Consider the following 21,461-nt stretch of genomic DNA (forward strand, 5'->3'; position numbering starts at 1 on the left):
GTCTCCGCTGCGCGATGGATTCCGGGCTCGCGACTACGTCGCGCCCCGGAATGACAACCAAACTCAGTTCGGCGCGTCGCTGGACTCGTTGTTGTTCGCCGCCGGCGCTGCCTTCGCGCCGCCCTTGGCGACACCGACCAAAGCCGGGCGCAGCACGCGCTCGCCGATGGTATAGCCGGCCTGCATGATCTGGACCACGGTGCCCGACGGCACCGACGGATCGGGGACTTCGTACATCGCCTGGTGGAAGTTCGGGTCGAACTTCTGGCCCTGCGGATCGAGCTTCTTCACGCCGTGCTTTTCCAGAGCGTTGAGCAGGGACCGCTCGGTGAGCTCGACGCCCTCGATCAGCGAGGTCAGACCGGGATCGGCCGTGGCGCGGGCCTCGGCCGGGACGGCATCGAGCGCGCGCTGGAGATTGTCGGCGATATCGAGCACGTCGCGGGCAAAGCCGGTGATGCCATAGAGGCGGGCGTCGGCGACCTCCTTGGCGGTGCGCTTGCGCAGATTCTCCATCTCGGCCAGCGTCCGCAGCATGCGGTCGCGCGCTTCGGTGGCTTCCTTCTGCAACGTTTCGACCGAGCCGGGCTCGGGATCGTCGGGCATGATGTAGGGCTTTGACACCACGGGCTCAGGCGTCGGCGCGGTCGTGTCTTCGGGTTGCCGGTCTCGATCGGTCATCGGCTCTAATCTCGAACTCGTTTCCAGGATTGTTGGCCCGGATATCGTGCCTGAGCGCGCGAAAATCAAGCGCCCGTGATCGGCGGAAACGCCTGTCAGCCTCCCAAAAGGCGGCTGACGATGCGGGCGGCATAATCCACGGTCGGGATCACACGGGCATAATTCAGCCGCGTCGGGCCGATCACGCCCAGGACGCCGACGATGTGGCCGGCGGCATCCCGATAGGGCGAGATGATGGTGGAGGAGCCTGACAGCGAAAACAGCTTGTTCTCGCTGCCGATGAAGATGCGCACGCCTTCCGCAGTCTCGGCCCGGCCCAGGAGGTCGATGACGCCGCGCTTGGTCTCGAGATCGTCGAACAAAAGACGCACCCGCTCCAGATCCTCCAGCGCGTGCAGATCTTCCAGCAGATTGGCGTGGCCGCGGACGATGAGCTGGCGGTCCTCGTTCTCGCCGCCGGACCAGCTTGCGATTCCGGCCGAGATCACCTTCTGCGTCAGCTGATCGAGTTCGGCGCGGGCTTCCCCGAGTGCCGTCTCGAGCTCGAGCCGGGCCTCGGCCAGAGTGCGGCCGCGGATGCGTGCATTGAGGAAATTCCCGGCCTCGGTGATCGCCGAGGAGGGAACCCCGGGCGGTAGCGACAGCACGCGGTTTTCGACCTGGCCGTCCTCGCCGACCAGGATGACCAGGGCCTTCTCCGGTTCCAGACGGACGAATTCGATGTGTTTGAGCCGCGCATTGGATTTTGGCGTCAGCACCACAGCCGCCGCCCGCGTGAGTCCGGACAGCCGCGTCAGGGCTTGGTCCAGCGCCGCCTCGACCGAATGCGCCTGGCCGACGGATGTGAGCTGGCTCTGGATCGACTGGCGCTCGGCCTCATTGAGGTCGCCCACTTGCATCAGGGCATCGACGAAAAAGCGCAAGCCCAGTTCCGTCGGCAACCGGCCGGCAGAGGTATGAGGCGCGTAGATCAGGCCGAGCTGTTCCAGGTCGGCCATGACGTTGCGAACCGAGGCCGGCGACAGCGGCATCGCGATGAGGCGCGAGATATTACGTGATCCCACGGGCTCGCCGGTCGCGAGATAGCTCTCGACAATTTGCCGAAAGATGTCGCGGGAACGCTCGTTGAGCTGGGCAAGGCCTGCGCGCGGCGCGATCAGATGGATCGGATCGTGATGGGTCACAAACAGTAACTCCTCTCAGATACACGTAATTTGTCTATCCCGGGCGCTTCTGACAAGCGTGGCGTTCGCGGCCACGAAATCGGGGGGTGAAAAAACCTTGCCGCCCACCCTCACCCCCCCTACAAGCACCGCGAACAGCCCTACACCTGCGAGTTTTGGAGGATTTCCCATGCGGCCAAGCCGCCGTGCGCCCGACGAACTGCGCCCCGTGACACTGGAGCGCGGCGTGGTCAAATACGCGGAAGGCTCCTGCCTCGTGAAATTCGGCGATACCCATGTGCTGGTCACCGCCACGCTGGAAGAGCGCCTGCCGCCCTGGCTGAAGGGCCAGGGCCGCGGCTGGGTCACCGCCGAATACGGCATGCTGCCGCGCGCGACCTCGGAACGCACCCGTCGCGAGGCCTCCGCCGGCAAGCAAAGCGGCCGCACCGTCGAGATCCAGCGCCTGATCGGCCGCTCGCTTCGCACCATCGTCGACCTCGAAGCGCTCGGTGAGCGCCAGATCACGGTCGATTGCGACGTGCTCCAGGCCGACGGCGGCACCCGCACGGCCTCGATCACCGGTGCCTGGGTCGCGCTCGCCGATTGCATCAACTGGATGAAGGCGCGCAACATGATCAAGGCCAATGTGATGCGCGACAACGTCGCTGCGATCTCCTGCGGCATCTACAACGGCACGCCGGTGCTCGATCTCGACTACGCCGAGGACTCGGAAGCCCAGACCGACGCCAATTTCGTCTTGACCGGCGACGGCCGCATCGTCGAGGTGCAGGGCACGGCGGAACGCGAGCCGTTCACCCAGGACGAGTTCCTGAAGTTGATGGCGCTGGCCCAGAAGGGCATCGCGCGTCTGGTGGACTTGCAGAAACTGGCTGTGGCGTAGTCAATAGGCCCATGCACCGCCGAATCACGGACAAGCTCGTCATCGCGACCCACAATCCCGGCAAGCTCGCCGAGATGCGGGAGCTGCTTGCGCCGTACGGCATCGCGGCGGTGTCGGCCGGCGAGCTCGGCCTCGGCGAGCCGGACGAAACCGGCGGCGATTTCCGCAGCAACGCGGCGATCAAGGCGATCGCGGCGGCGCAGGCGACCAAGCTTCCCGCCTTCGCCGACGATTCCGGCATCGTCGTCGACGCGCTGGACGGCGCGCCCGGCATCTACAGCGCGCGCTGGGCTGGTCCGAGCAAGGACTTCAACGCGGCGATGGCGCAGATCGAGCGGCTGCTGCAGGAGCGCGGCGCCACCACGCCCGACCGCCGAAGAGCGCATTTCGTCTCCGCGCTCTGCGTCGCCTGGCCGGACGATCATCTCGAAGAGGTCGAGGCGCGCGTCGACGGCACGCTGGTCTGGCCGCCGCGCGGGACGGCCGGCTTCGGCTACGATCCGATGTTTTTGCCCGACGGCCACGACCGCACGTTCGGCGAGATGGAAAGCATCGAGAAGCATGGGCTGCCGCCGCTTGGGCTCGGCCTGTCGCACCGCGCCCGCGCCTTCGTGAAACTGGCGGAGATCTGCCTTGAGCCGCGATAGAGCGTTTTCGAGCGAAGTGGATACCGGTTCGCGCCAGGAAAACGCGTCAAAACAAGTATCCGAAGCTTTCGGCGTCTACGTGCACTGGCCGTTCTGCCTGTCGAAATGTCCCTATTGCGACTTCAACAGCCACGTCCGCCACGCCGCGATCGACGAGGCGCGCTTCGCCGCCGCCTTTGCACGTGAGATCGAGACGACCGCGCAGCGTTCGCCGGGCCGCGAGGTCACCTCGATCTTCCTCGGCGGCGGAACGCCGTCCCTGATGCAGCCTGCAACCGTCGGCGCCGTGCTCGACGCGATCGGCAAGCATTGGACCGTCGCAGGCGACGTCGAAGTCACGCTGGAGGCGAACCCGACCAGCGTCGAAGCCACGCGCTTCGCCGGCTATCGCAGCGCCGGCGTCAACCGCGTCTCGCTCGGCGTGCAGGCGCTCGACGATGCCTCGCTGAAGGCGCTCGGCCGGATGCATAGCGCCCGCGAGGCGCTCGATGCGGTCGCCATCGCGCGCCGCTCGTTCGATCGTTACTCGTTCGACCTGATCTACGCCCGCCCCGACCAGACACCGGCGATGTGGGCAGATGAACTCCGTCTCGCCATCGATGAAGCGGCCGAGCATCTGTCGCTCTATCAATTGACGATCGAGGAAGGCACGCCGTTCTTCGGCCTGCACCAGGCCGGCAAATTGAAGACACCGGACGAAGCGGTCGCGCGGGCGCTCTACGACGTCACGCAGGAGACCTGCGAGAAGCTTGGTCTTCCGGCTTACGAGATCTCCAACCACGCGCGGCGCGGCGCCGAGTGCCGGCACAATCTGGTCTATTGGCGCGGCGATGAATATGCCGGCGTCGGTCCCGGCGCGCATGGCCGGCTCGACATCGACGGCGTGCGCCATGCCACGGCCACGGAGAAGCGTCCCGAGGCCTGGCTGCTGCGGGTCGAGACCAACGGCCACGGAATCGTCACCGACGATCTCCTCAACAGCGAAGAACGCGCCGACGAATTCCTGCTGATGGGGTTGCGCCTCGCCGAGGGCATCGACCCCGAGCGCTACAAAGGCCTGTCCGGCCGGACGCTCGATCCCAAGCGCATCGCCATGCTGCGCGAAGAAGGCGCGATCACTGTGGATGCGACGGGACGGCTGCGCGTGACCAGCAGCGGATTCCCGGTGCTGGACGCGGTGGTCGCGGATCTCGCGGCGTAGGCCCGAGCCAGATCGGCGGTGCGCTCCTCGCCCGCAAGCGGGAGAGGTGAACGATCACGCCCCAAAGCTCTTCGGCGAGCCCGCGACCGCAACGCCGCCGCCCTGCGTCACCTTCATCACCGCGAGGCCCCGTTCGTTGGTGCCATCGGCGCGGAAGCGGAACAGGCCGTCGATGCCGGCGAAGCCGGAGGCGTTGGTGAGCACGTCCGGCGAGAAGCGCGTCGTGCCCTGCGTGCGCGCGAGGGCGGCGACGAGGGCGACCGCGTCGTAGGCGAGCGTCGCGGTCCGGATCGGCTCGGCGCCGTATTTGGTGCGATAGCGGCCGGAGAATGCGCGAAAGCCAGCCGGGTCGGGCGCGGCATAGAGACCGCCTTGCAGGGCAGCGCTGGCATAGACGCGCGGACTGTCCCACAGGCCGGTGCCGAGCAGCTGGATGTTGCGCAAATTCGCGCCCGCCGCAGTCATCGCATCCGCCACCGACACGACGGCATCGCCGTCATCGGCAATGAACAGCGCATCCGCGCTGCCAAGCTGCTGCGCCACGGTCCGCGCCGGCGTGGCCCGATCGGCGCCGTATCTCTCGAAGGCAATGATGCGCCCGCCGCGCCGCGGCACCGCGGCCTTCACGGCGGCCTCGACGACATTGCCATAGGCATTGTCGGGCACCAGCACGGCGACGGAGCGCTTTCCGATGCTGGCGGAATATTCGACGATGCGATTGACGTCGGACTCCGGCAGGAACGAGAGCAGATAGACGCCGCGTCCGGCGATGCTGGAATCGGTCGAGAAGGCGATCACCGAGATGCCGCGCGTCCGCGCGACCTGCGCCACCGCCGGCACCGATTGGGCGAACAGCGGCCCGAGGATGATCTCGGCGCCCTCGTCGACGGCCTGCTGCGCGCTGGCCTGCGCGCCTTGCGGGCTGCCATTGTCGTCCTTGATCAGGAGCTGGATGTTCGGGTTCTGGAACTCGGCCAGCGCCATCTCGGCGGCATTGCGCATGGATTGCGCGGCAAGGCCGGCATTGCCGGCGGCCGAGAGCGGCAGGATCACGGCAACCTTGACCCCACCGGTGCCGGCGGTCGTCGCCTGCTGCGGCGGGCCGGCCGGCTGGGCCGGCGGCGCGGAGCTCGAGAACGGGTTGGAGAACTGGCTGAGACTCTGCTGCACGCCCGCGCAGGCCGACAGCAGGGGCGCGCCCAGCAACAGGCCGAGCGCACTCCTTCGAGTCGCCCCTGACATCAGGGACCCCGGAACGGGAGACTTTGGATAACGCGGGCCCACCATGGCAGCTTCTCTTCTGACCCGCCGTCTCGCCGGCCGGTCACGACATTCCTTCCACGACACAAGCCGCGGATTCAGACATATTGTCGGCAAATAGTTAACCAAAACAAAAGGATAATGGCCGCTTAACGCGGCCGCCTTTCCGTCCCGGCAGCTGTTCGCCGTCGCTCATGCAGCATCAAGGCGGCGTTTCCGTCGCGAATATGGCGCGAGGGCCCTCGCTCCCTCTCGACGTGATCCCGATTGATCACATTCCCGTCCGTTCCTCGCCCCTCACTTCGGCACGATCTTTTTCGGCGAGCCGGTTCCCAGCCCTGCGGATCGTGCCTAAGTTGATCTCATTATGCGCGCAAAGCCGGCCCCGATAAATACGCCTGAAGCTCAAGACGCCGCCTCGCGCGGTTTCTCCATCGATGCCCACCGGATCGCGGCGCCGAAAGCGGCCCCGGGCCTGCATCTGGTGGCGACGCCGATCGGCAATCTCGGCGACATCACGCTGCGTGCGCTCCAGACCCTCGCCGGCGTCGATGTCATCGCCTGCGAAGACACCCGCATCACACGGCGCCTGACCGAGCGCTACGCTATTACCGCGCAGCTCAAGCAATATCACGAGCACAACGCCGAAGTCGCGCGCCCGAAGATCCTCGAGGCGCTTGCCGCAGGCGGCTCGATCGCGCTGGTCTCGGACGCCGGCACGCCGCTGATCTCCGATCCGGGGTTCAAGCTGGTGCGCGAGGTCTGCGCCGCCGGCCACGCGGTGTACGCGCTACCCGGCCCGTCCTCGGTGCTCGCCGCTCTGTCGGTGGCGGCGCTGCCGACCGACCGCTTCTTCTTCGAAGGCTTTTTGCCGGCCAAATCCGCCGCGCGCCGCGCACGCCTTGCCGAGCTCGCCCGCATCGATGCGACGCTGGTGATGTTCGAATCCGGCAACCGCGTGCAGGATACGCTCACTGAACTCGCCGAGATCATGGGCACGCGCGAGGCCGCGATCTGCCGCGAGCTGACGAAGCTGCACGAGGAAATTTCGCGCGCGACGCTGGCCGATCTCGCGCGCGATGCCGACCGGCTGGAAACGCGCGGCGAATTCGTGCTGGTGATCGCTCCGCCGGCAGCCGACGCCGAGGTGCTGACACCGGATGCGCTGGACGGTCTCTTGCGCGAACAGCTCGCCACGCACAGTGTCAAGGACGCGGTGGCGCATGCCGTCGCGCTCTCGGGACGCCCGCGCCGCGAGGTCTATGCCCGCGCGCTCGAGCTCGCAAGGGATTCACAGGGCGGCGATGGCGAAGACTGACAGCCCGAGGGAACCAAAGGTCGCCTCGCCGGAGCGGCTCGCCGCATTCCGCACCGGCATCTCGGCCGAGAGCCGTGCCGCCGCCTATCTGATGGCGAAGGGCTATCGCATCCTCGCCAAGCGCTACCGCACCCCGCATGGCGAGATCGACATCGTGGCGCGCCGGCGCAATCTGATCGCCTTCGTCGAGGTCAAGGCGCGGGCGACGCTGGACGACGCCGCTTTCGCCGTGACGCCGCGCCAGCAGCAGCGCATCATCGACGCCGCGCAAGGCTGGCTCGTGGCGCATCCCGAGCATGCCGAATTCGAATTGCGATTCGACGCCATGCTGATTGCGCCGCGCTCACTTCCGCGCCATGTGTTGGCGGCATTCGACGCCTCGACCTGAAAGGCAGACCATGAAACTGAACGTCGCTGTCCAGATGGACCCCATCGCCCGCATCAACATCAAGGGCGATTCCACCTTTGCGCTGCTTCTGGAGGCGCAGAAGCGCGGCCATGGCCTGTCCTATTACACGCCCGACAAGCTCTCGATGGTCGGGGAGGAGATCGTCGCTCCGGTTCAGCTCCTGACCGTGCGCGACGAGCCTGGCAACCATTTCACGCTGGGTGAGTCCAGGCGCGAGGCGCTCAACGGCTTCGACGTCGTGCTACTGCGCCAGGATCCGCCGTTCGACCTGGCCTACATTACCTCGACGCATCTTCTGGAACGCATTCATCCGAAGACGCTGGTGGTCAACGACCCGGCCTCGGTGCGCAACGCGCCGGAAAAGCTGTTCGTGATGAACTTTCCGCAGTTGATGCCGCCGACCCTGATCTCGCGCGACCTCGACGAGATCAACGCGTTCCGCGACAAGCACGGCGCCGTCGTGATGAAGCCGCTGCACGGCCATGGCGGCGCGGCAGTGTTCCGCGTGATGCCGCAGGACATGAATTTCGGCTCGCTGTTCGACATGTTCTCGGTCACCTTCAGGGAGGCCTGGGTGATCCAGCAGTTCATCCCCGAGGTGAAGCACGGCGACAAGCGCATCATCCTGGTCAACGGCGAGTTCGCGGGCGCCGTGAACCGCGTGCCGGCCGCCGACGACCTCCGCTCCAACATGGTGCGCGGCGGCGCCGCACAGGAGACCGAGCTCACCCCGCGCGAGCGCGAGATCTGCGCCACGGTCGGCCCGGCGCTGCGCGAGCGTGGCCTGTTGTTCGTCGGCATCGACGTCATCAACGGCAATCTCACCGAGATCAACGTGACCTCGCCCACCGGCATCCGCGCCATCGCGCGACTCGGCGGTCCTGACGTTGCGGCAAAGGTCTGGGACGTGATCGAGCAGAAGCGGAAGAAGTAGCTTGTACTGGAGAGCCTGAAATCTCTCCTCAATGTCGTCCCGGACAAGCGCAGCGCAGATCCGGGACCCATAGCCCCAGGAAGATGTGGTTATGGGGATTTGGAGTTACCTTTTCGCACCGCAACTTCTCCCTGTGGTTATGGATCCCGCATTCGCGGGGACGACAGCGATGTTGTGCAGGGCTTCTGCGGATCTCATTGGCACCCTCGCACCACCCATCACTAACCACCCGTTCACCATGACGCGCCGCCTCCCTCGCGCGCTGAGCACTGCGTGAAACTACGGGGCCGCCGGCCGACCGAATAACGCCGCGTTCACCATCTGCCGAGAACCAGCATCGTGGCTGGTCATCGCGTTCGGCCTCGCAACACCCCTTATACTTTTACTCCCTACTCATCGACACGGGGGAACACGCCAGGTGCGGTTCGAGTGCCCCGCGTATGAGTAAGAGCGTATGAATACCGCACGCATTGTCGTTCTCGTCATCGCGCTGGCCGCCGGCGGCGTCGCTGCGTATCTCGCCAGCAGCTATCAGAATGCGCCCGCGCCCGCTGTGGCCGTCGCCGAGAAGCTGCCGACGGTCGAAGTCCTCATCGCCAAGAACGACATTCAGCTCGGCCAGGCCCTCAAGCCCGACGACCTCCAATGGCAGACCTGGCCGGCGGCGACTGCGAGCAGCGCCTTCATTCGCCGCGATAGCAGGCCCGAAGCCCAGACGCAGATCGCCGGCTCGATCGCGCGCGTCCCGTTGATGCAGGGCGAGCCCATCCGCGAGCAGAAGCTGGTCAGGGCCGAAGGCTCCGGCTTCATGGCCGCGATCCTGCCGTCGGGCATGCGCGCCGTCTCGACCGAGATTTCAGCCGAGACCGGCGCCGGCGGCTTCATCCTGCCGAACGACCGCGTCGACATCGTCCTGACCCGCCGCCTGAAGAATCCCGATGGCGCGCTCGCCGGTAACGACCTGATCCTGTCCGAGGTCATCCTGACCAATATCCGTGTGCTCGCGATTGATCAGGCGCCGAAGGAAAAAGACGGCCAGACCGCCGTGGTCGGCAAGACCGTTACGCTCGAGCTCAAGCCCGAACAGGTCGCCACGCTCTCGGCCGCGCGCCAGGGCGGCACGCTCCAGCTCGCGCTGCGGAGCATCGTCGATGCCAACGCGGTGGAGGGCACGGTCGAGGAAAAAACGGCCAAGGTGGCCGACGGCATCAACGTCATTCGTTTCGGGGTGCCGGCGCGGCAACTAACGTCACAGAAGTGATGGGGGCATCATGAACTACGAGGATGATCGGACGGGCCTGCGCATTCGGGGGAAGCGCGCGCGCTCGTTCCTGACGGGGATGATGCTGATGACGCTGGGGCTGCTCGCGGCCCCCGACGCCGTCAGCGCCGCGGATCGCCCGGTGGGCGACCAGGCGCCGATGCAAGCTCCGGATCTCGAGGTGTCGTCGGTCGCGACGATCGCGCCCGCGAGGTCGCGTTTTCTCTCGCTTGGCGTCGGCAAGTCCGTCGTCATCGACCTGCCGCGCGAGGTCAAGGACGTGCTGGTGGCCGATCCCAAGATCGCCAATGCCGTCATCCGCTCGGCCCAGCGCGCCTATATCATAGGCGGCCAGGTCGGCCAGACCAATGTCGTGTTCTTCACCGCCGACGGCCAGCAGGTCGCCGCCTATGACATCGCGGTGAAGCGCGATCTCAACGGCATGCGCGCGGCCCTTCGCCAGTCCCTTCCCGGCGTGCAGATCGAAGGCGTCGGCGACAGCGTAATGCTGACCGGATCGGTGTCGAGCCCGGTCGAGGCACAGCAGGCCGGCGACGTCGCCGCCAAGCTGGTCGGCGGTTCGGACAAGGTCGTCAACAACATCGTCGTGCGCGGCCGCGACCAGGTGATGCTCAAGGTCGTCGTCGGCGAGGTGCGCCGCGACATCGTCAAGCAGCTCGGTGTCGATCTCAGCGCCAGCCTGAACGCGGGCACTGCGGTGGTGAATTTCAACAATTCCAATCCGTTCTCGGTCTCGGGCGGACCGATCGTCGGCAGCAATGGGCTCGGCGTCGCCGGCCTCGCCAAGGGCTTCGCCACCGTCAGCGCCACCATGCGCGCAATGGAAAGCGCCGGCGTCATGCGCACGCTCGCCGAGCCGAGCCTGACGGCGATCTCGGGCGAATCCGCCACCTTCATCGCCGGCGGCGAATTTCCGATTCCCGCAGGCTATTCCTGCGATCCGGTCACCCACGTCTGTACCACCCAGGTCACCTACAAGAAGTTCGGCATCTCCCTGAACTTCACCCCGGTCGTGCTCGCCGAAGGCCGCATCAGCCTGCGCGTGATGACCGAGGTCTCGGAGCTGTCGAATACGAACGCGATCACGCTGACGCAGGCGGTGTCCTCGAACTCGAGCAACTCGATCACCATCCCCTCGATCCAGACCCGCCGCGCGGAGACCACGCTGGAAATTCCCTCGGGTGGCTCGATGGCGATGGCCGGCCTGATCCAGCAGAAGACCAAGCAGGCGATCAACGGCCTGCCTGGCGTCGACCAGGTGCCGATCATCGGCGCGCTGTTCCGCAGCCAGGACTTCGTCAACAACGAGACCGAGTTGATGGTGATCGTGACGCCCTATGTGGTGCGCGCGGTCGCCCAGAAAGAACTGGCACGGCCCGACGACGGCTTCGCGCCGGCATCGGACGCGCAGTCGGCGCTGCTCGGCCGCATGAACCGTCTCTACGGCATCGCGCGCCGCGTCGATCCGATCGCCGGCACGCCGGACGATTTCGGCTTCATCATCGACTGAGACGGACGGTTTGGGGACCGGACAAGGAACGGGGCAAGAGGGGACCAGGCGATGACGACAACATCAGCCGATCGACGCCGCAACTTGAGGGTCGCGCTTGCACTGACGGGCCTCTCCGTCATGCTGGGCGCCTGCAACACCACCGGCGAGATCGTCACCCAGACGGTGCCGACCGACTATCGTCAGCGCCACCCGATCGCAGTTCAGGAAGGCAAGAAGTCGATCGTGATCTTCGTCGGCAAGGCGAGGGGCGGCCTTTCGGCCGCGCAGCATTCGGACGTTGCGGGCATCGCGCGGGACTGGGTGCGCGAAGGCACCGGCTCCGTCATCGTCGACGTCCCCGTCGACAGCGCGAATTCGCGCGCGGCGGCGGCGACCTATCGGGAGATCCGGTCCGTGCTCGCATCCGGCGGCGTGCCGCCGCGGGCCATCGTTCAGCATCCCTATCGCCCTGAAGATCCCGGGCTGCTGCCCACCATCCGCCTGAGCTATTCCAGGATGGCCGCGGTCGCTGGTCCCTGCGGGCTGTGGCCGGAAGACCTCGGACCCAACATCCTCGATCCCGGCTACAACGAGAACCGGCCCTATTTCAATCTGGGCTGCGCCAGCCAGCGCAATCTCGCGGCGATGATCGACAACCCCGCCGATCTCGAGCAGCCGCGTGCCGAGACCCCCGCCTATACCGCGCGACGCGACATCGCCTTCGAGCGCTACCGCAAGGGCACGCCGATCGCGACCCCCTCACCCGACTCCGACAAGGCCAAACTCAGCGATACCGGCAAATGACACGTCTCCACGACGACGACGCGAACGATCCGCAACACCCCGAGGAACACATTGCGCCGGTTCCTCGGATCTCCGTGCAGGCCTTTTGCGAGACCGAGAAGACGCTCAAAGCGGTGACCGCGGCGGGAGAAGACCGCCGGCTCGCCAAGGCGCACCTCACCGCCAAGGACGGTGGCCTTGCCGCGGCGATCGAAGTCTATGAGACGATGCCGACGCCGAACGTGATCGTGATCGAATCCGACGGCACGCGCGACATCCTCGAGGGGCTCGACGACCTCGCCGGCGTCTGCGACCCCGGCACCCGCGTGGTCGTGATCGGCAATCCCAACGACACCGCGCCCTATCGCGAGCTGGTGCGCCGCGGCGTCAACGACTATGTGGTCGGACCGGTCGAAACCCTCGACGTCGTCCGCTCGATCTGCAGCCTGTTCTCGGCCTCCGAGGCCATCATCACCGGCCGCGTCATCGCGGTGGTCGGCGCCAAGGGCGGCGTCGGCGCCTCCACCGTCGCGCATAACGTGGCCTGGACCATCGCCCGCGACCTCGCGCTCGATTCGGTCGTCATCGACCTCGACCTCGCCTTCGGCACCGCGGGCCTCGACTACAATCAGGACCCGGTGCAGGGCATCGCCAACGCAGTGCTGTCGCAGGACCGGCCGGACACGGCGCTGATGGAGCGCCTGCTTTCCAAATGCACCGAGCGCCTCGGCCTTCTCGCGGCGCCTGCCACGCTCGACCGCGTCTACGATTTCGGTGCCGAGGCCTTCGACGCCATCTTCGACACGCTGCGCATGACCACGCCCTGCATCGTGCTCGACGTTCCACACCAATGGTCCGGGTGGACGCGGCGCGCGCTGGTGAATGCCGACGACATCGTGATCGTCGCCGAGCCCGATCTCGCCAATTTGCGCAACACCAAGAACATGCTGACCGTGCTGAAGGCGGCACGACCGAACGACCGGCCGCCGCTGTACTGCCTCAACCAGGTCGGCATGCACAAGCGCGCGGAGATCGAGGTCAAGGCCTTCGCCAAGACCATGGAGAGCCAGCCGCTCGCGGTGATCCCGTTCGATTCGAAACTGTTCTCGACCGCGGCCAATAACGGCCAGATGATCGCGGAGGTCTCCAAGAACCACCGCACCACCGAGCTGTTCCAGAACATGGCGAACCGCCTCGCTGGCCGCGGCGAGGTGAAGAAGCCGAGGCGCTCGTTGCTCGAGCCGCTGCTGAAGAAGCTGAAGGGCAAGCCGGGGCGCGGATCAGCCCCTCATCGCAAGGCGTCGTGAGGCGAGAGGCCTTTTCGCGCGAAGCAGAATAGGAGGGCGGGCTATTTGTCCGCCCGTTGCTGCTGTTTCTTTGCCAGCAGCTGCCGCAGCGCAGTGACCTTTGCCGCGGCCTGATCGGGCGGCAGGTCGGCCTTCACGAGGATTTCGGCCTCGGCCTCGCGGCCTTGCAATCCCAGCACGAGCGCCAGATTGGCGCGGACCCGCGCATCGTTCTGATTGCGCTGATGAGCGCGGCCGAGCACCTGTTCGGCCTTCGACAGATTGTTTTGCAGCATATAGGACAGGCCAAGATTGGACAGCACGGTCGGCTCGTTCGGCACGATCTTCAACGCCGCGGCGTAATATTGCTGCGCTTCCTCGTTGCGGCCGAGTTGATCGAGCGCCGCGCCCTGCGCCGACAGGATGCGCCAATCGGGATCCTCAGGCGAATGCGCGCGGCCGAGGACGTCGAAGGCCTGCTGGAAATTACCGTTGTCGGCGAGCGCGCGGCCATAGCCCGCGAGCAGCGCCTTGTTGCTGGAATGACCGAGCACGGCCTGCTCCAACACCGCAACCGCCTGTGCGCGCTGGCCGCTCTCGCGCAGCGCCTTGCCGTAGGCGAGCGCAATGTCGGGATCACCAGGCTTGGCGCGATAGCGCGCACGCAAAGCGTCCATGTCCGGCGTGGGGTCGGCCTTGTCAGCCGTTTCCGACCTGGCGCCGAGCGCGCCGGTCACGTCCTCGATGCCGGCGGTCTGGCAACCGCCGAGGGTGAGCACCAGGAGTGCGGGAAGCAGCAATCTCGCCGCAGCAAAGGCGAGGGACGAACGCTTGGGCATACTCTGATCACTCGGCAACTGATCAGAGATGCTTACCGATTAACGCTAAAGTCCCGTTAAGGAGCGCGACCCGGACGGCCTAATCGGTGAATTCGGCGCCGAACTCGCAGCCGATGCGCCAGCGCAGGCGGCATTGGCGGGAATAATCGGGCGCGAAGATGATGGTGAATTGCGGCGGCACTTCCAAGAATTCCGCCACCACTTTCACGCCGCCATCCGAGATATCCGTGATCGTGCAGTCCCGCGGCAGCGACCCCGCGCCAAAATGGATCTTGGCGAGCCGGCTGCACATCCGACGTTCGCTTCTCCGGCGATTTGCAAGCATTTGAATTGTTCACCCGTTGACCACGGCCCATCCCGCAGCCCTAGGAGTAGCGGACATTCGTTGGAATGTGCTGAGGACAGAAGCCGGCATTCGAGGCGTACTGTCGGATTGGTGTTTACCCCTGATTAAAGGTTTGCTCGCCCTCCCAAGATCGTTCCCGTATTGTTCTTGCGGAAAGGGCCGGGCTCTGCTACCCCTGATTGTGCGAGAGGGGCAGGCTGGTTTGAGCATGGTTCAGCGGGTTTCCACCGTCGCCTTTGAGGGAATCGAGGCCCGCGCGGTCGACGTGCAGGTGCAGGTCGCGCCGGGCCTGCCGGCGTTCGCCATCGTCGGCCTGCCGGACAAGGCGGTGTCGGAGGCGCGCGAGCGGGTGCGTTCGGCGCTGATCGCCTCTGGCCTCGCGCTGCCGGCGCGGCGGATCATCGTCAATCTGGCGCCGGCCGACCTGCCCAAGGAGGGCAGCCATTACGATTTGCCGATCGCGCTCGGCCTGATGGCGGCGATCGGCGCGATCCCGCCGGATGCGCTGAGCGGCTTCACGGTGCTCGGCGAGCTCGGCCTCGACGGCTCGATCGCGCCCGTGGCCGGCGTCCTTCCCGCCGCCATCGGCGCCAATATGCGCGAGGAAGGGCTGATCTGCCCGGCGTCCTGCGGCTCCGAGGCGGCGTGGGCCAGCCCGGACATCCAGATCATCGCCGCAAGCTCGCTGATCCAGATCGCCAACCATTTCAAGGGCACCCAGGTGCTGTCGCGCCCTTCGCCGAAGGTGCACGAGGCCGCCGCCTCGACGCTCGACCTCCGCGACATCAAGGGTCAGGAAAGCGCCAAGCGGGCGCTGGAGATCGCAGCCGCCGGCGGGCATCATTTGCTCATGATCGGCGCACCGGGCGCCGGCAAATCGATGCTGGCGGCACGCCTGCCCTCGATCCTGCCGCCGCTCTCGCCCGGCGAGCTGCTCGAGGTCTCGATGATCGCGTCCGTCGCCGGCGAGATCGAAGGCGGCGCGCTGACGGCACGGCGGCCGTTCCGCTCGCCGCATCATTCCGCGAGCATGGCCGCTCTCACCGGCGGCGGCATGCGCGCCAAGCCCGGCGAGATATCACTCGCGCATCAGGGCGTGCTGTTCCTCGACGAATTGCCCGAGTTCGATCCGCGCGTGCTGGATTCGCTGCGGCAACCGCTGGAGAACGGCGAGGTCGCCGTATCGCGCGCCAATCACCGCGTCACCTACCCTGCCCGCTTCATGCTGGTGGCGGCGATGAATCCGTGCCGCTGCGGCAACGCGTTCGAGCCCGGCTATGCCTGCAAGCGCGGTCGCATCGACCGCTGCACGGGCGATTACCAGGCACGCATCTCGGGGCCGCTGATGGACCGTATCGATCTGCGCATCGAAGTGCCGGCCGTGACCGCGGCCGATTTGATCCTGCCGCCGCCGGCGGAGGGATCGGCCGAGGTCGCCGCGCGCGTCGCGGCGGCGCGCGACATCCAGCTCGCGCGCTATGCCGATGCCGGTCTGCCCAATGTCCGCACCAATGCCGAGGCGCCGGCCTCCGTGTTGGAAGAAATCGCCAAGCCGGATGCGCAAGGCGCCAAATTGCTGCGCGACGCCGCCGAGACGATGCGGCTGTCGGCGCGCGGCTATCACCGCGTGCTGCGGGTGGCCCGCACGCTGGCCGATCTCGATTCCGCCGACAGGATCGGCCGGCTGCATCTGGCCGAAGCGCTGTCCTATCGCGCACTCGCGGAGGATGTGCGGCAGCTGGCTTGATCACGCCACGCATCAACCTGGCGGTAACGAGTTTCCTTTACGCTCTGCAAACCATAAGGCCCGATGAGTTCCCGAGCGGCCTTTGCGAGTAGAGCGTCATGTTGCGTTTCAAGATCCTGGCCTCGGTTGTTCCCCTCCTGGCGGCTGTCGCATTCGGTCGCGGCGAGATCGGATCGGTCTCACATCCCTGCATCGCGCTCGGCGACACCTCGGTCGAGCTGACCTCGCTGTTCTGGACGGCCGGTGTGCATGTCGCCTTCACCGAGGATCCGGAGCGCGCCACCGTGCGGGTTCAGATCACCGATGATGCTGACGCGGCGGACTTCACCGTGGTGGACGGCGGCTCCGGCTCCGAGCCGGACTCCTGCCAGGCCAATCCCTCGAGGCGGCTTGTGTCGATCGCCGCCGAGCCCGTCGACGGCGGCCAGGTGATCTATCTCTCCACCGAGGGGCCGGCGGATTACCGCATCTATGTGCGCTCGAAATCGTTCTCGCAACGCGAGGCGGCGGCGCTGATCGTCGGCGCCCGCGGCAGCCACCGCCATCTCCAGGCCGCCTCGCTCTGAGCCGTTAACACGTCGTCAACCCTGTTTGGAGGCGGCACCGGAGCTTCAAACTGTTCGCAAGGTCGGCGGGCCATCGTCGCACGCGGCAGTGGTGGGTCTCGGACAAGAGTCGGGGTGACGATGGGTCGGACGTTCCGGATCAAGGTGCGCATGCGCCGCTTCAGGCGACGGCACCCCCGAATTGCCTTTGCGATCCGTTCCTTCATGATCTTCTCGGCGACCTTCGGCGGCGCCTATGGTTTCGTGACCGGCAGCCGGTCCGACAATTCCGGCTACGATCCCCACGCCTTCGCGATCGGCGCGAGCTTCCTGTTCGCGCTCGCCTGCCTCGGCCTTGCGACGCTGAGCATGCGCCTGCGCTTCGTCAATAAGCGGCTGCGGACGCTCGCGGCCCACAACGAGGCGCTCATCGACCGCAATTGGGAGCTGAAGGAGGCCGAAGAACGCGCCCGCAGCCTGTTCGAGCAGCAGGGCGACCTCATCGTGCTGCGCGACACGAGCGGCCGCATCACCTTTGCCAACGAGGCCTATTGCACACTCGCCGGTCAGGCGCGCAGCGCGCTGGTGGGTACGCGTTTCGACTTCGATATTCTGGAGCAGGGCGACAGCGCGCGCGAGAGCAACGGCACGCGCGTCCACGACCAGAAGATCGCGACCCCGCTCGGCGCGCGCTGGATTGCGTGGCGCGAGGGCTACGTCCGTCACGATGCCGGGCAACCCGCCGAATTGCAGAGCGTGGGACGCGACGTCACCGACCGCACCGAGACCGAACGTGCGCTGTCCGACGCGCGCGACCAGGCCGACGCCGCCAACCGCGCCAAATCGCGCTTTCTGGCGATGGCCTCGCACGAGATCCGCACGCCGCTGAACGGCATCATCGGCATGGGCGGCCTGTTGCTCGACACCACGCTGACGCCGGAGCAGACGACCTACGCGCGAGCGGTGAAGACGTCGGGCGAAGCCCTGATGGCGCTGATCGAGGAGCTGCTCGACTATTCCAAGATCGAGGCGGGCAAGCTCGATCTCCAGCTGCGTCCCTTCGCCCTGTCCACGCTGATCGAGGAAATCACCGAGCTGCTGGCGCCGCGTGCACAGGCCAAGGACCTCGAGATCGCATCCTATATCGACGAGCGCCTGCCGCTCGAGGTGGTCGGCGACGCGGCGCGGTTGCGCCAGGTGCTGCTCAATCTCGCCGGCAACGCCATCAAGTTCACAAGCAATGGCGGCGTCGCGCTGATCGTCGAACCCGGCATCTGGCCGAACGAGATCAGCTTCCTGGTCCGGGACACCGGCATCGGCATCGCGCCGGAAGCGCAGCAACGCATTTTCCGAGAGTTCGAACAGGCCGACGAGCGCGTCTCCCGTACCTATGGCGGCACCGGACTTGGACTTTCCATCAGCGAGCGCATCGTCAAGCGCATGGGCGGCCGGATCACGCTCGCGAGCGAGCCGGGCAAAGGCTCGACCTTCGAGGTCGCAATGCCGCTTCCGCCGTCGCAAGCCGGCGCGGGACAGACCGCCTTTCCGAGCCCTGACCTCGGCGGCAAGTCGATGCTTCTGGTCGCGGACGGAATCGAGGCCTCGCTGATCGCGCGGCGTCTGGAGCGTTGGGGCGGCCAGACCTGCATGGTCTCGGATGCGGCAGTTGCCGAAGCGCTGCTGCCCGAACGCTCATGGCACGCAGTGCTGATCGATCGCGCGATCGGCCCTGCCACCGCCGACCATCTGGGCGAAATGGCCCGCGCGCATGCAGCCCAGCGCCTCGTGCTGCTGACGTCGGGCTCGCGCCATGAAAAGCTGTCGCCAGCCTTCACAGGCTTTCTGGTCAAGCCGCTGCGGGCAGCCTCGCTCGCCGCGCGCCTCGCGCTGACGCCGGAAGTCGCCTCACCCGATCTCGCGCCGGAGCCACCGGTTGAAGCCGCCGGCGCGACGCAGGCAAGGAGCCTGTCGATCCTCGTCGCCGAGGACAACGAGATCAACGCGTTGTTGATGCGCTCGCTGCTGACGAAGCTCGGCCATCGTGTCGTCATCGCCGTCCACGGCGAGGCCGCGCTGGAATCCTGGCTCGCCGCTTCATCGGCCGGCACGCCCTACGATCTCGTGCTGATGGATATCCAGATGCCGCAGCTCGACGGCATCGAGGCGACCAAGCATATCCGCGCGCATGAGGCCGCCATTGGCGGCCATCACACGCCGGTCCTCGCGCTCACCGCCAATACGCTGGAGGAGGATCGCTATGCCTGTTTCGAGGCGGGCATGAACGGATTTCTGATCAAGCCGCTCGACCGGGAAAAATTGGAAGAGGCGCTGGCGGGTCTGGCAGCCCCCCGGCACCTCGCGGTCTGATCCAGAGTTTCAGAGGGAACTCTGGCCCGGCGGCCAAACGACAATTGAAATACGCGGCGTTGCGCGTCACCATACGTAGGGGTCTTTTGCAATGAAGGACTTTGCGCATGAATGTGCTTTGCCGCCTCGCACTTGTTGTTTTCCTCGTTGGGTTATCCCGACACGCCGCAGCGGATACACCGGAACTCATCGCATCGCTCAAGCAGGGCGGCTACGTGCTGGTGTTTCGGCACACCGCCACCGACGACAGCCAGAAGGATGTCTACCCCTTCAAGTTCGAAGACATGAGCGCCCAGCGCCAGCTCAGCGAAAAGGGCAGGGACATGGCGCGCCAGATCGGGACGGCGCTCAAGGACCTCGCGATTCCCATTGGCGATATCTACACCAGCCGGCTGAACCGGGCGGTCGAGGCTGGCAAGCTGATCTCGGGACGCGAGGTCAAGCCGGTCGATGCGTTAACGGACAGCAGCAACGCGAGCGCGTCGGGAATGGCAAACCCGACGGGTGCAAATGCTAAGGCGGGTCAGGCGGTGCGTCAGCTCGTCGATGCGGCCCCGAAGGCCGGCACCAACACTTTCCTTGTCACCCACAAGACCAACATCGCCGACGCCTTCGGCAAGGAGGCCGGCGACGTCCAGGAAGGCGAAGCTTTCGTCTACAAGGCCGGCAGCTCCGGCCCCGCGACCTTCGCCGGGCGCATCAAGCTCGCCGACTGGGGCGCGAAAGCGGGCAAGTAGGGGCCGGTCGTCAGCGCCGAGCTGGCAGCGCCGTCCCGCCCCGGGTCATGGATTGAGCTGCATGCTTTGCGCTACGCGGATCATTCGGATCCGGATCATGCGCTAAAGCGCGATGAGATTTGGAAGAATCGTCATCGCGCTTTAGGTTGTCGTCCACGCATGATCTTTCCGGATCATGCTCTGGCGAGCAGAAGGCTGCGAACACGTGAGTACCTCGGAAGACCGTTCTTTCCTCATCCTGCTTGCTGCGATCTCGGTTGCGTTCGCCTGGGTGCTTTGGCCGTTCTCCGGCGCATTGCTGTGGGCCGTACTGCTGGCGATCATCTTCGCGCCGCTCTATCGGCGCACTCTGGAAGCGCTCCCGGGCAAGCACAATCTTGCAGCACTGTTCACTGTCGTCGTCGTCGTCGTGATGGTCCTGATCCCGGTCGCCATCGTCATCGCTTCCCTCATCGATCAGGGCGGAGAGCTGTATCAGCGCATTCAGAACGGAGAAATCAATTTCGCGCATCCCCTGCAGCAGCTGCGATCCGCGCTGCCCGACTGGACGGCTTCCCTGGCGGATCGCCTAGCGTCCATCGATCTTTCCTACATCAAGGAACGCCTGTCGAATCTGGTCGTCCCCGCCGGTCAACAGCTGGCCGGACATGCGCTCAACATCGGGCAGGTAACGCTGGAGTTCGTCGCGAGCCTGTTCGTGATGTTGTACCTGCTGTTTTTCATGTTGCGCGACGGTGACGAGCTCAACGCACGCATCCGCGACGCGCTGCCGCTGCGCCCGAGGCATACTGCCGAGATTCTCCATGCATTCACCCTCGCTGTTCGCGGGACGATCAAAGGGATCGTGCTCGTTGCCCTGATTCAGGGAGCGCTGGGCGGGCTGATCTTCTGGCTGCTCGGCCTGACTGCGCCGCTGCTGGCGGGCGCGCTCATGGCCCTGCTCTCGCTCTTGCCCGTGCTCGGCTCCGCCATGGTTTGGGTTCCGGTCGCGCTCTACCTGCTTGTGGCAGGTTCGGTCACGAAGGGACTCGTCCTGCTCGCATTCGGCACCTTCGTGATCGGTCTTGCGGACAATTTCCTACGCCCGATCCTGGTCGGCCAGTCGATACAAATGCCGAGCTACGTCGTGCTGCTTGCCACCCTGGGCGGGTTGGCCACGTTCGGCGCGAACGGCTTCGTCATCGGCCCGCTCGTCGCCGCCATGTTTCTGACGGCGTGGCAGATCTACGTTGGCTCGAAGATGCAACAGGAGGTCCGGAAATGACCTCCTATGCGGCATAGGCAATGAACCGCGGGGCCGAGAGCTTATCGGGCGGCGTCTGACTGCCCCTGAAGATGGTGTCGGCCTTGGCCGCGCGCTTGCAATGCGGGCAGACGAAGAGATGCGCGATGATCGGGGTCGGCTCGTCCGCGAGCAGCTCGGAGCGGAACCACTTCATCTCGACATGGCAGTCCGGGCAGATCGGCGCTTCGAGCTGTTCCGCAGCGCTTCTGAGACGATCAACCATGATGCCGTTCCC

The 21,461-nt window shown here is 66.1% G+C and carries 21 protein-coding genes; 15 read left to right on the forward strand and 6 right to left on the reverse strand.

Features of this window, described 5'->3' with window-relative positions:
• Positions 1-63 precede the first annotated feature (63 nt).
• On the reverse strand, positions 64-681 hold the full coding sequence (grpE, locus tag RX330_RS00800) for a nucleotide exchange factor GrpE (RefSeq protein ID WP_212082963.1): 618 nt from the start codon (positions 679-681) through the stop codon (positions 64-66).
• Positions 682-776: 95 nt separating this feature from the next.
• The gene (gene hrcA, locus RX330_RS00805) at positions 777-1,865 is read right to left on the reverse strand and encodes a heat-inducible transcriptional repressor HrcA (RefSeq protein WP_212082958.1); all 1,089 of its coding nucleotides are present in this window, start codon (positions 1,863-1,865) and stop codon (positions 777-779) included.
• A 169-nt stretch (positions 1,866-2,034) separates the two neighbouring features.
• Here hrcA and rph point away from each other — a divergent pair, with 169 nt between their 5' ends.
• From rph to hemW, 3 genes are read left to right on the forward strand one after another with little or no spacing between them, the layout of a single operon-like run.
• Positions 2,035-2,748, forward strand: coding sequence for a ribonuclease PH (rph, locus tag RX330_RS00810; RefSeq protein WP_212082955.1), 714 nt, complete (start codon positions 2,035-2,037; stop codon positions 2,746-2,748).
• Positions 2,749-2,759: 11 nt separating this feature from the next.
• Positions 2,760-3,395: an RdgB/HAM1 family non-canonical purine NTP pyrophosphatase gene (gene rdgB / locus RX330_RS00815; RefSeq protein ID WP_317241745.1), complete on the forward strand. Its 636-nt coding sequence runs from the start codon at positions 2,760-2,762 to the stop codon at positions 3,393-3,395.
• Positions 3,396-3,411: 16 nt separating this feature from the next.
• On the forward strand, positions 3,412-4,596 hold the full coding sequence (gene hemW / locus RX330_RS00820) for a radical SAM family heme chaperone HemW (RefSeq protein WP_317244034.1): 1,185 nt from the start codon (positions 3,412-3,414) through the stop codon (positions 4,594-4,596).
• A gap of 54 nt (positions 4,597-4,650) precedes the next feature.
• On the opposite strand, the gene RX330_RS00825 is transcribed toward hemW, so the two are convergent.
• Entirely contained in the window at positions 4,651-5,883 is a 1,233-nt protein-coding gene (locus tag RX330_RS00825; RefSeq protein WP_317241746.1) for a penicillin-binding protein activator, read from the reverse strand.
• 340 nt (positions 5,884-6,223) lie between these two features.
• Between RX330_RS00825 and rsmI the strand changes: the two genes are divergently transcribed.
• The 7 genes from rsmI (at position 6,224) to RX330_RS00860 (ending at position 13,381) form a co-directional block, all read left to right on the forward strand.
• Complete coding sequence (rsmI, locus tag RX330_RS00830; protein WP_317241747.1) at positions 6,224-7,174, forward strand: 16S rRNA (cytidine(1402)-2'-O)-methyltransferase; 951 nt, start codon at positions 6,224-6,226, stop codon at positions 7,172-7,174.
• Positions 7,161-7,562, forward strand: a complete 402-nt coding sequence (locus RX330_RS00835; protein WP_317241748.1) for a YraN family protein — start codon at positions 7,161-7,163, stop codon at positions 7,560-7,562. Before rsmI ends, RX330_RS00835 begins: the two co-directional genes overlap by 14 nt.
• A 10-nt stretch (positions 7,563-7,572) precedes the next feature.
• Complete coding sequence (gene gshB / locus RX330_RS00840; RefSeq protein WP_212082914.1) at positions 7,573-8,517, forward strand: glutathione synthase; 945 nt, start codon at positions 7,573-7,575, stop codon at positions 8,515-8,517.
• Between the two features lie 454 nt (positions 8,518-8,971).
• Complete coding sequence (gene cpaB, locus RX330_RS00845) at positions 8,972-9,778, forward strand: Flp pilus assembly protein CpaB (protein ID WP_317241749.1); 807 nt, start codon at positions 8,972-8,974, stop codon at positions 9,776-9,778.
• A 10-nt stretch (positions 9,779-9,788) separates the two neighbouring features.
• Positions 9,789-11,309 (forward strand): type II and III secretion system protein family protein, encoded by a 1,521-nt coding sequence (locus RX330_RS00850; RefSeq protein WP_317241750.1) that lies wholly within the window; start codon positions 9,789-9,791, stop codon positions 11,307-11,309.
• Between the two features lie 51 nt (positions 11,310-11,360).
• Complete coding sequence (locus tag RX330_RS00855) at positions 11,361-12,095, forward strand: CpaD family pilus assembly protein (protein ID WP_317241752.1); 735 nt, start codon at positions 11,361-11,363, stop codon at positions 12,093-12,095.
• Positions 12,092-13,381, forward strand: a complete 1,290-nt coding sequence (locus RX330_RS00860) for a CpaE family protein (RefSeq protein WP_317241754.1) — start codon at positions 12,092-12,094, stop codon at positions 13,379-13,381. Before RX330_RS00855 ends, RX330_RS00860 begins: the two co-directional genes overlap by 4 nt.
• 41 nt (positions 13,382-13,422) lie before the next feature.
• Here the strand turns inward: RX330_RS00860 and RX330_RS00865 are convergent, their stop codons facing one another.
• Both RX330_RS00865 and RX330_RS00870 read right to left on the reverse strand, forming a co-directional pair.
• Positions 13,423-14,199, reverse strand: a complete 777-nt coding sequence (locus RX330_RS00865; protein ID WP_317241755.1) for a tetratricopeptide repeat protein — start codon at positions 14,197-14,199, stop codon at positions 13,423-13,425.
• A 79-nt stretch (positions 14,200-14,278) separates the two neighbouring features.
• Positions 14,279-14,524 (reverse strand): PilZ domain-containing protein, encoded by a 246-nt coding sequence (locus tag RX330_RS00870; protein ID WP_091965316.1) that lies wholly within the window; start codon positions 14,522-14,524, stop codon positions 14,279-14,281.
• Positions 14,525-14,753: 229 nt separating this feature from the next.
• Between RX330_RS00870 and RX330_RS00875 the strand changes: the two genes are divergently transcribed.
• The 5 genes from RX330_RS00875 (at position 14,754) to RX330_RS00895 (ending at position 21,205) form a co-directional block, all read left to right on the forward strand.
• Positions 14,754-16,292, forward strand: coding sequence for a YifB family Mg chelatase-like AAA ATPase (locus tag RX330_RS00875; RefSeq protein ID WP_317241756.1), 1,539 nt, complete (start codon positions 14,754-14,756; stop codon positions 16,290-16,292).
• A 98-nt stretch (positions 16,293-16,390) separates the two neighbouring features.
• Complete coding sequence (locus RX330_RS00880) at positions 16,391-16,858, forward strand: hypothetical protein (protein ID WP_317241757.1); 468 nt, start codon at positions 16,391-16,393, stop codon at positions 16,856-16,858.
• Positions 16,859-16,978: 120 nt separating this feature from the next.
• Positions 16,979-19,204 (forward strand): ATP-binding protein, encoded by a 2,226-nt coding sequence (locus tag RX330_RS00885; RefSeq protein ID WP_317241758.1) that lies wholly within the window; start codon positions 16,979-16,981, stop codon positions 19,202-19,204.
• A gap of 107 nt (positions 19,205-19,311) precedes the next feature.
• The gene (locus RX330_RS00890) at positions 19,312-19,941 is read left to right on the forward strand and encodes a histidine phosphatase family protein (protein ID WP_212084562.1); all 630 of its coding nucleotides are present in this window, start codon (positions 19,312-19,314) and stop codon (positions 19,939-19,941) included.
• 205 nt (positions 19,942-20,146) lie between these two features.
• Positions 20,147-21,205 (forward strand): AI-2E family transporter, encoded by a 1,059-nt coding sequence (locus RX330_RS00895; RefSeq protein ID WP_212082887.1) that lies wholly within the window; start codon positions 20,147-20,149, stop codon positions 21,203-21,205.
• A 4-nt stretch (positions 21,206-21,209) separates the two neighbouring features.
• On the opposite strand, the gene RX330_RS00900 is transcribed toward RX330_RS00895, so the two are convergent.
• On the reverse strand, positions 21,210-21,449 hold the full coding sequence (locus tag RX330_RS00900; RefSeq protein WP_212082884.1) for a hypothetical protein: 240 nt from the start codon (positions 21,447-21,449) through the stop codon (positions 21,210-21,212).
• Positions 21,450-21,461: the final 12 nt, after the last annotated feature.

Source organism: Bradyrhizobium sp. NDS-1 (genome assembly GCF_032918005.1).
GTDB classification, from domain to species: Bacteria; Pseudomonadota; Alphaproteobacteria; order Rhizobiales; family Xanthobacteraceae; genus Bradyrhizobium; species Bradyrhizobium tunisiense.

Coding starts and splice junctions, on each gene's coding strand:
- rph (WP_212082955.1), top strand. CDS start 2,035: ATGCGGCCAAGCCGCCGTGCGCCCGACGAACTGCGCCCCGTGACACTG.
- RX330_RS00835 (WP_317241748.1), top strand. CDS start 7,161: ATGGCGAAGACTGACAGCCCGAGGGAACCAAAGGTCGCCTCGCCGGAG.
- RX330_RS00855 (WP_317241752.1), top strand. CDS start 11,361: ATGACGACAACATCAGCCGATCGACGCCGCAACTTGAGGGTCGCGCTT.
- RX330_RS00880 (WP_317241757.1), top strand. CDS start 16,391: ATGTTGCGTTTCAAGATCCTGGCCTCGGTTGTTCCCCTCCTGGCGGCT.
- RX330_RS00825 (WP_317241746.1), bottom strand. CDS start 5,883: ATGGTGGGCCCGCGTTATCCAAAGTCTCCCGTTCCGGGGTCCCTGATG.
- grpE (WP_212082963.1), bottom strand. CDS start 681: ATGACCGATCGAGACCGGCAACCCGAAGACACGACCGCGCCGACGCCT.
- RX330_RS00885 (WP_317241758.1), top strand. CDS start 16,979: ATGGGTCGGACGTTCCGGATCAAGGTGCGCATGCGCCGCTTCAGGCGA.
- RX330_RS00870 (WP_091965316.1), bottom strand. CDS start 14,524: ATGCTTGCAAATCGCCGGAGAAGCGAACGTCGGATGTGCAGCCGGCTC.
- rsmI (WP_317241747.1), top strand. CDS start 6,224: ATGCGCGCAAAGCCGGCCCCGATAAATACGCCTGAAGCTCAAGACGCC.
- RX330_RS00860 (WP_317241754.1), top strand. CDS start 12,092: ATGACACGTCTCCACGACGACGACGCGAACGATCCGCAACACCCCGAG.
- RX330_RS00875 (WP_317241756.1), top strand. CDS start 14,754: ATGGTTCAGCGGGTTTCCACCGTCGCCTTTGAGGGAATCGAGGCCCGC.
- RX330_RS00900 (WP_212082884.1), bottom strand. CDS start 21,449: ATGGTTGATCGTCTCAGAAGCGCTGCGGAACAGCTCGAAGCGCCGATC.
- RX330_RS00865 (WP_317241755.1), bottom strand. CDS start 14,199: ATGCCCAAGCGTTCGTCCCTCGCCTTTGCTGCGGCGAGATTGCTGCTT.
- cpaB (WP_317241749.1), top strand. CDS start 8,972: ATGAATACCGCACGCATTGTCGTTCTCGTCATCGCGCTGGCCGCCGGC.
- gshB (WP_212082914.1), top strand. CDS start 7,573: ATGAAACTGAACGTCGCTGTCCAGATGGACCCCATCGCCCGCATCAAC.
- rdgB (WP_317241745.1), top strand. CDS start 2,760: ATGCACCGCCGAATCACGGACAAGCTCGTCATCGCGACCCACAATCCC.
- RX330_RS00890 (WP_212084562.1), top strand. CDS start 19,312: ATGAATGTGCTTTGCCGCCTCGCACTTGTTGTTTTCCTCGTTGGGTTA.
- RX330_RS00850 (WP_317241750.1), top strand. CDS start 9,789: ATGAACTACGAGGATGATCGGACGGGCCTGCGCATTCGGGGGAAGCGC.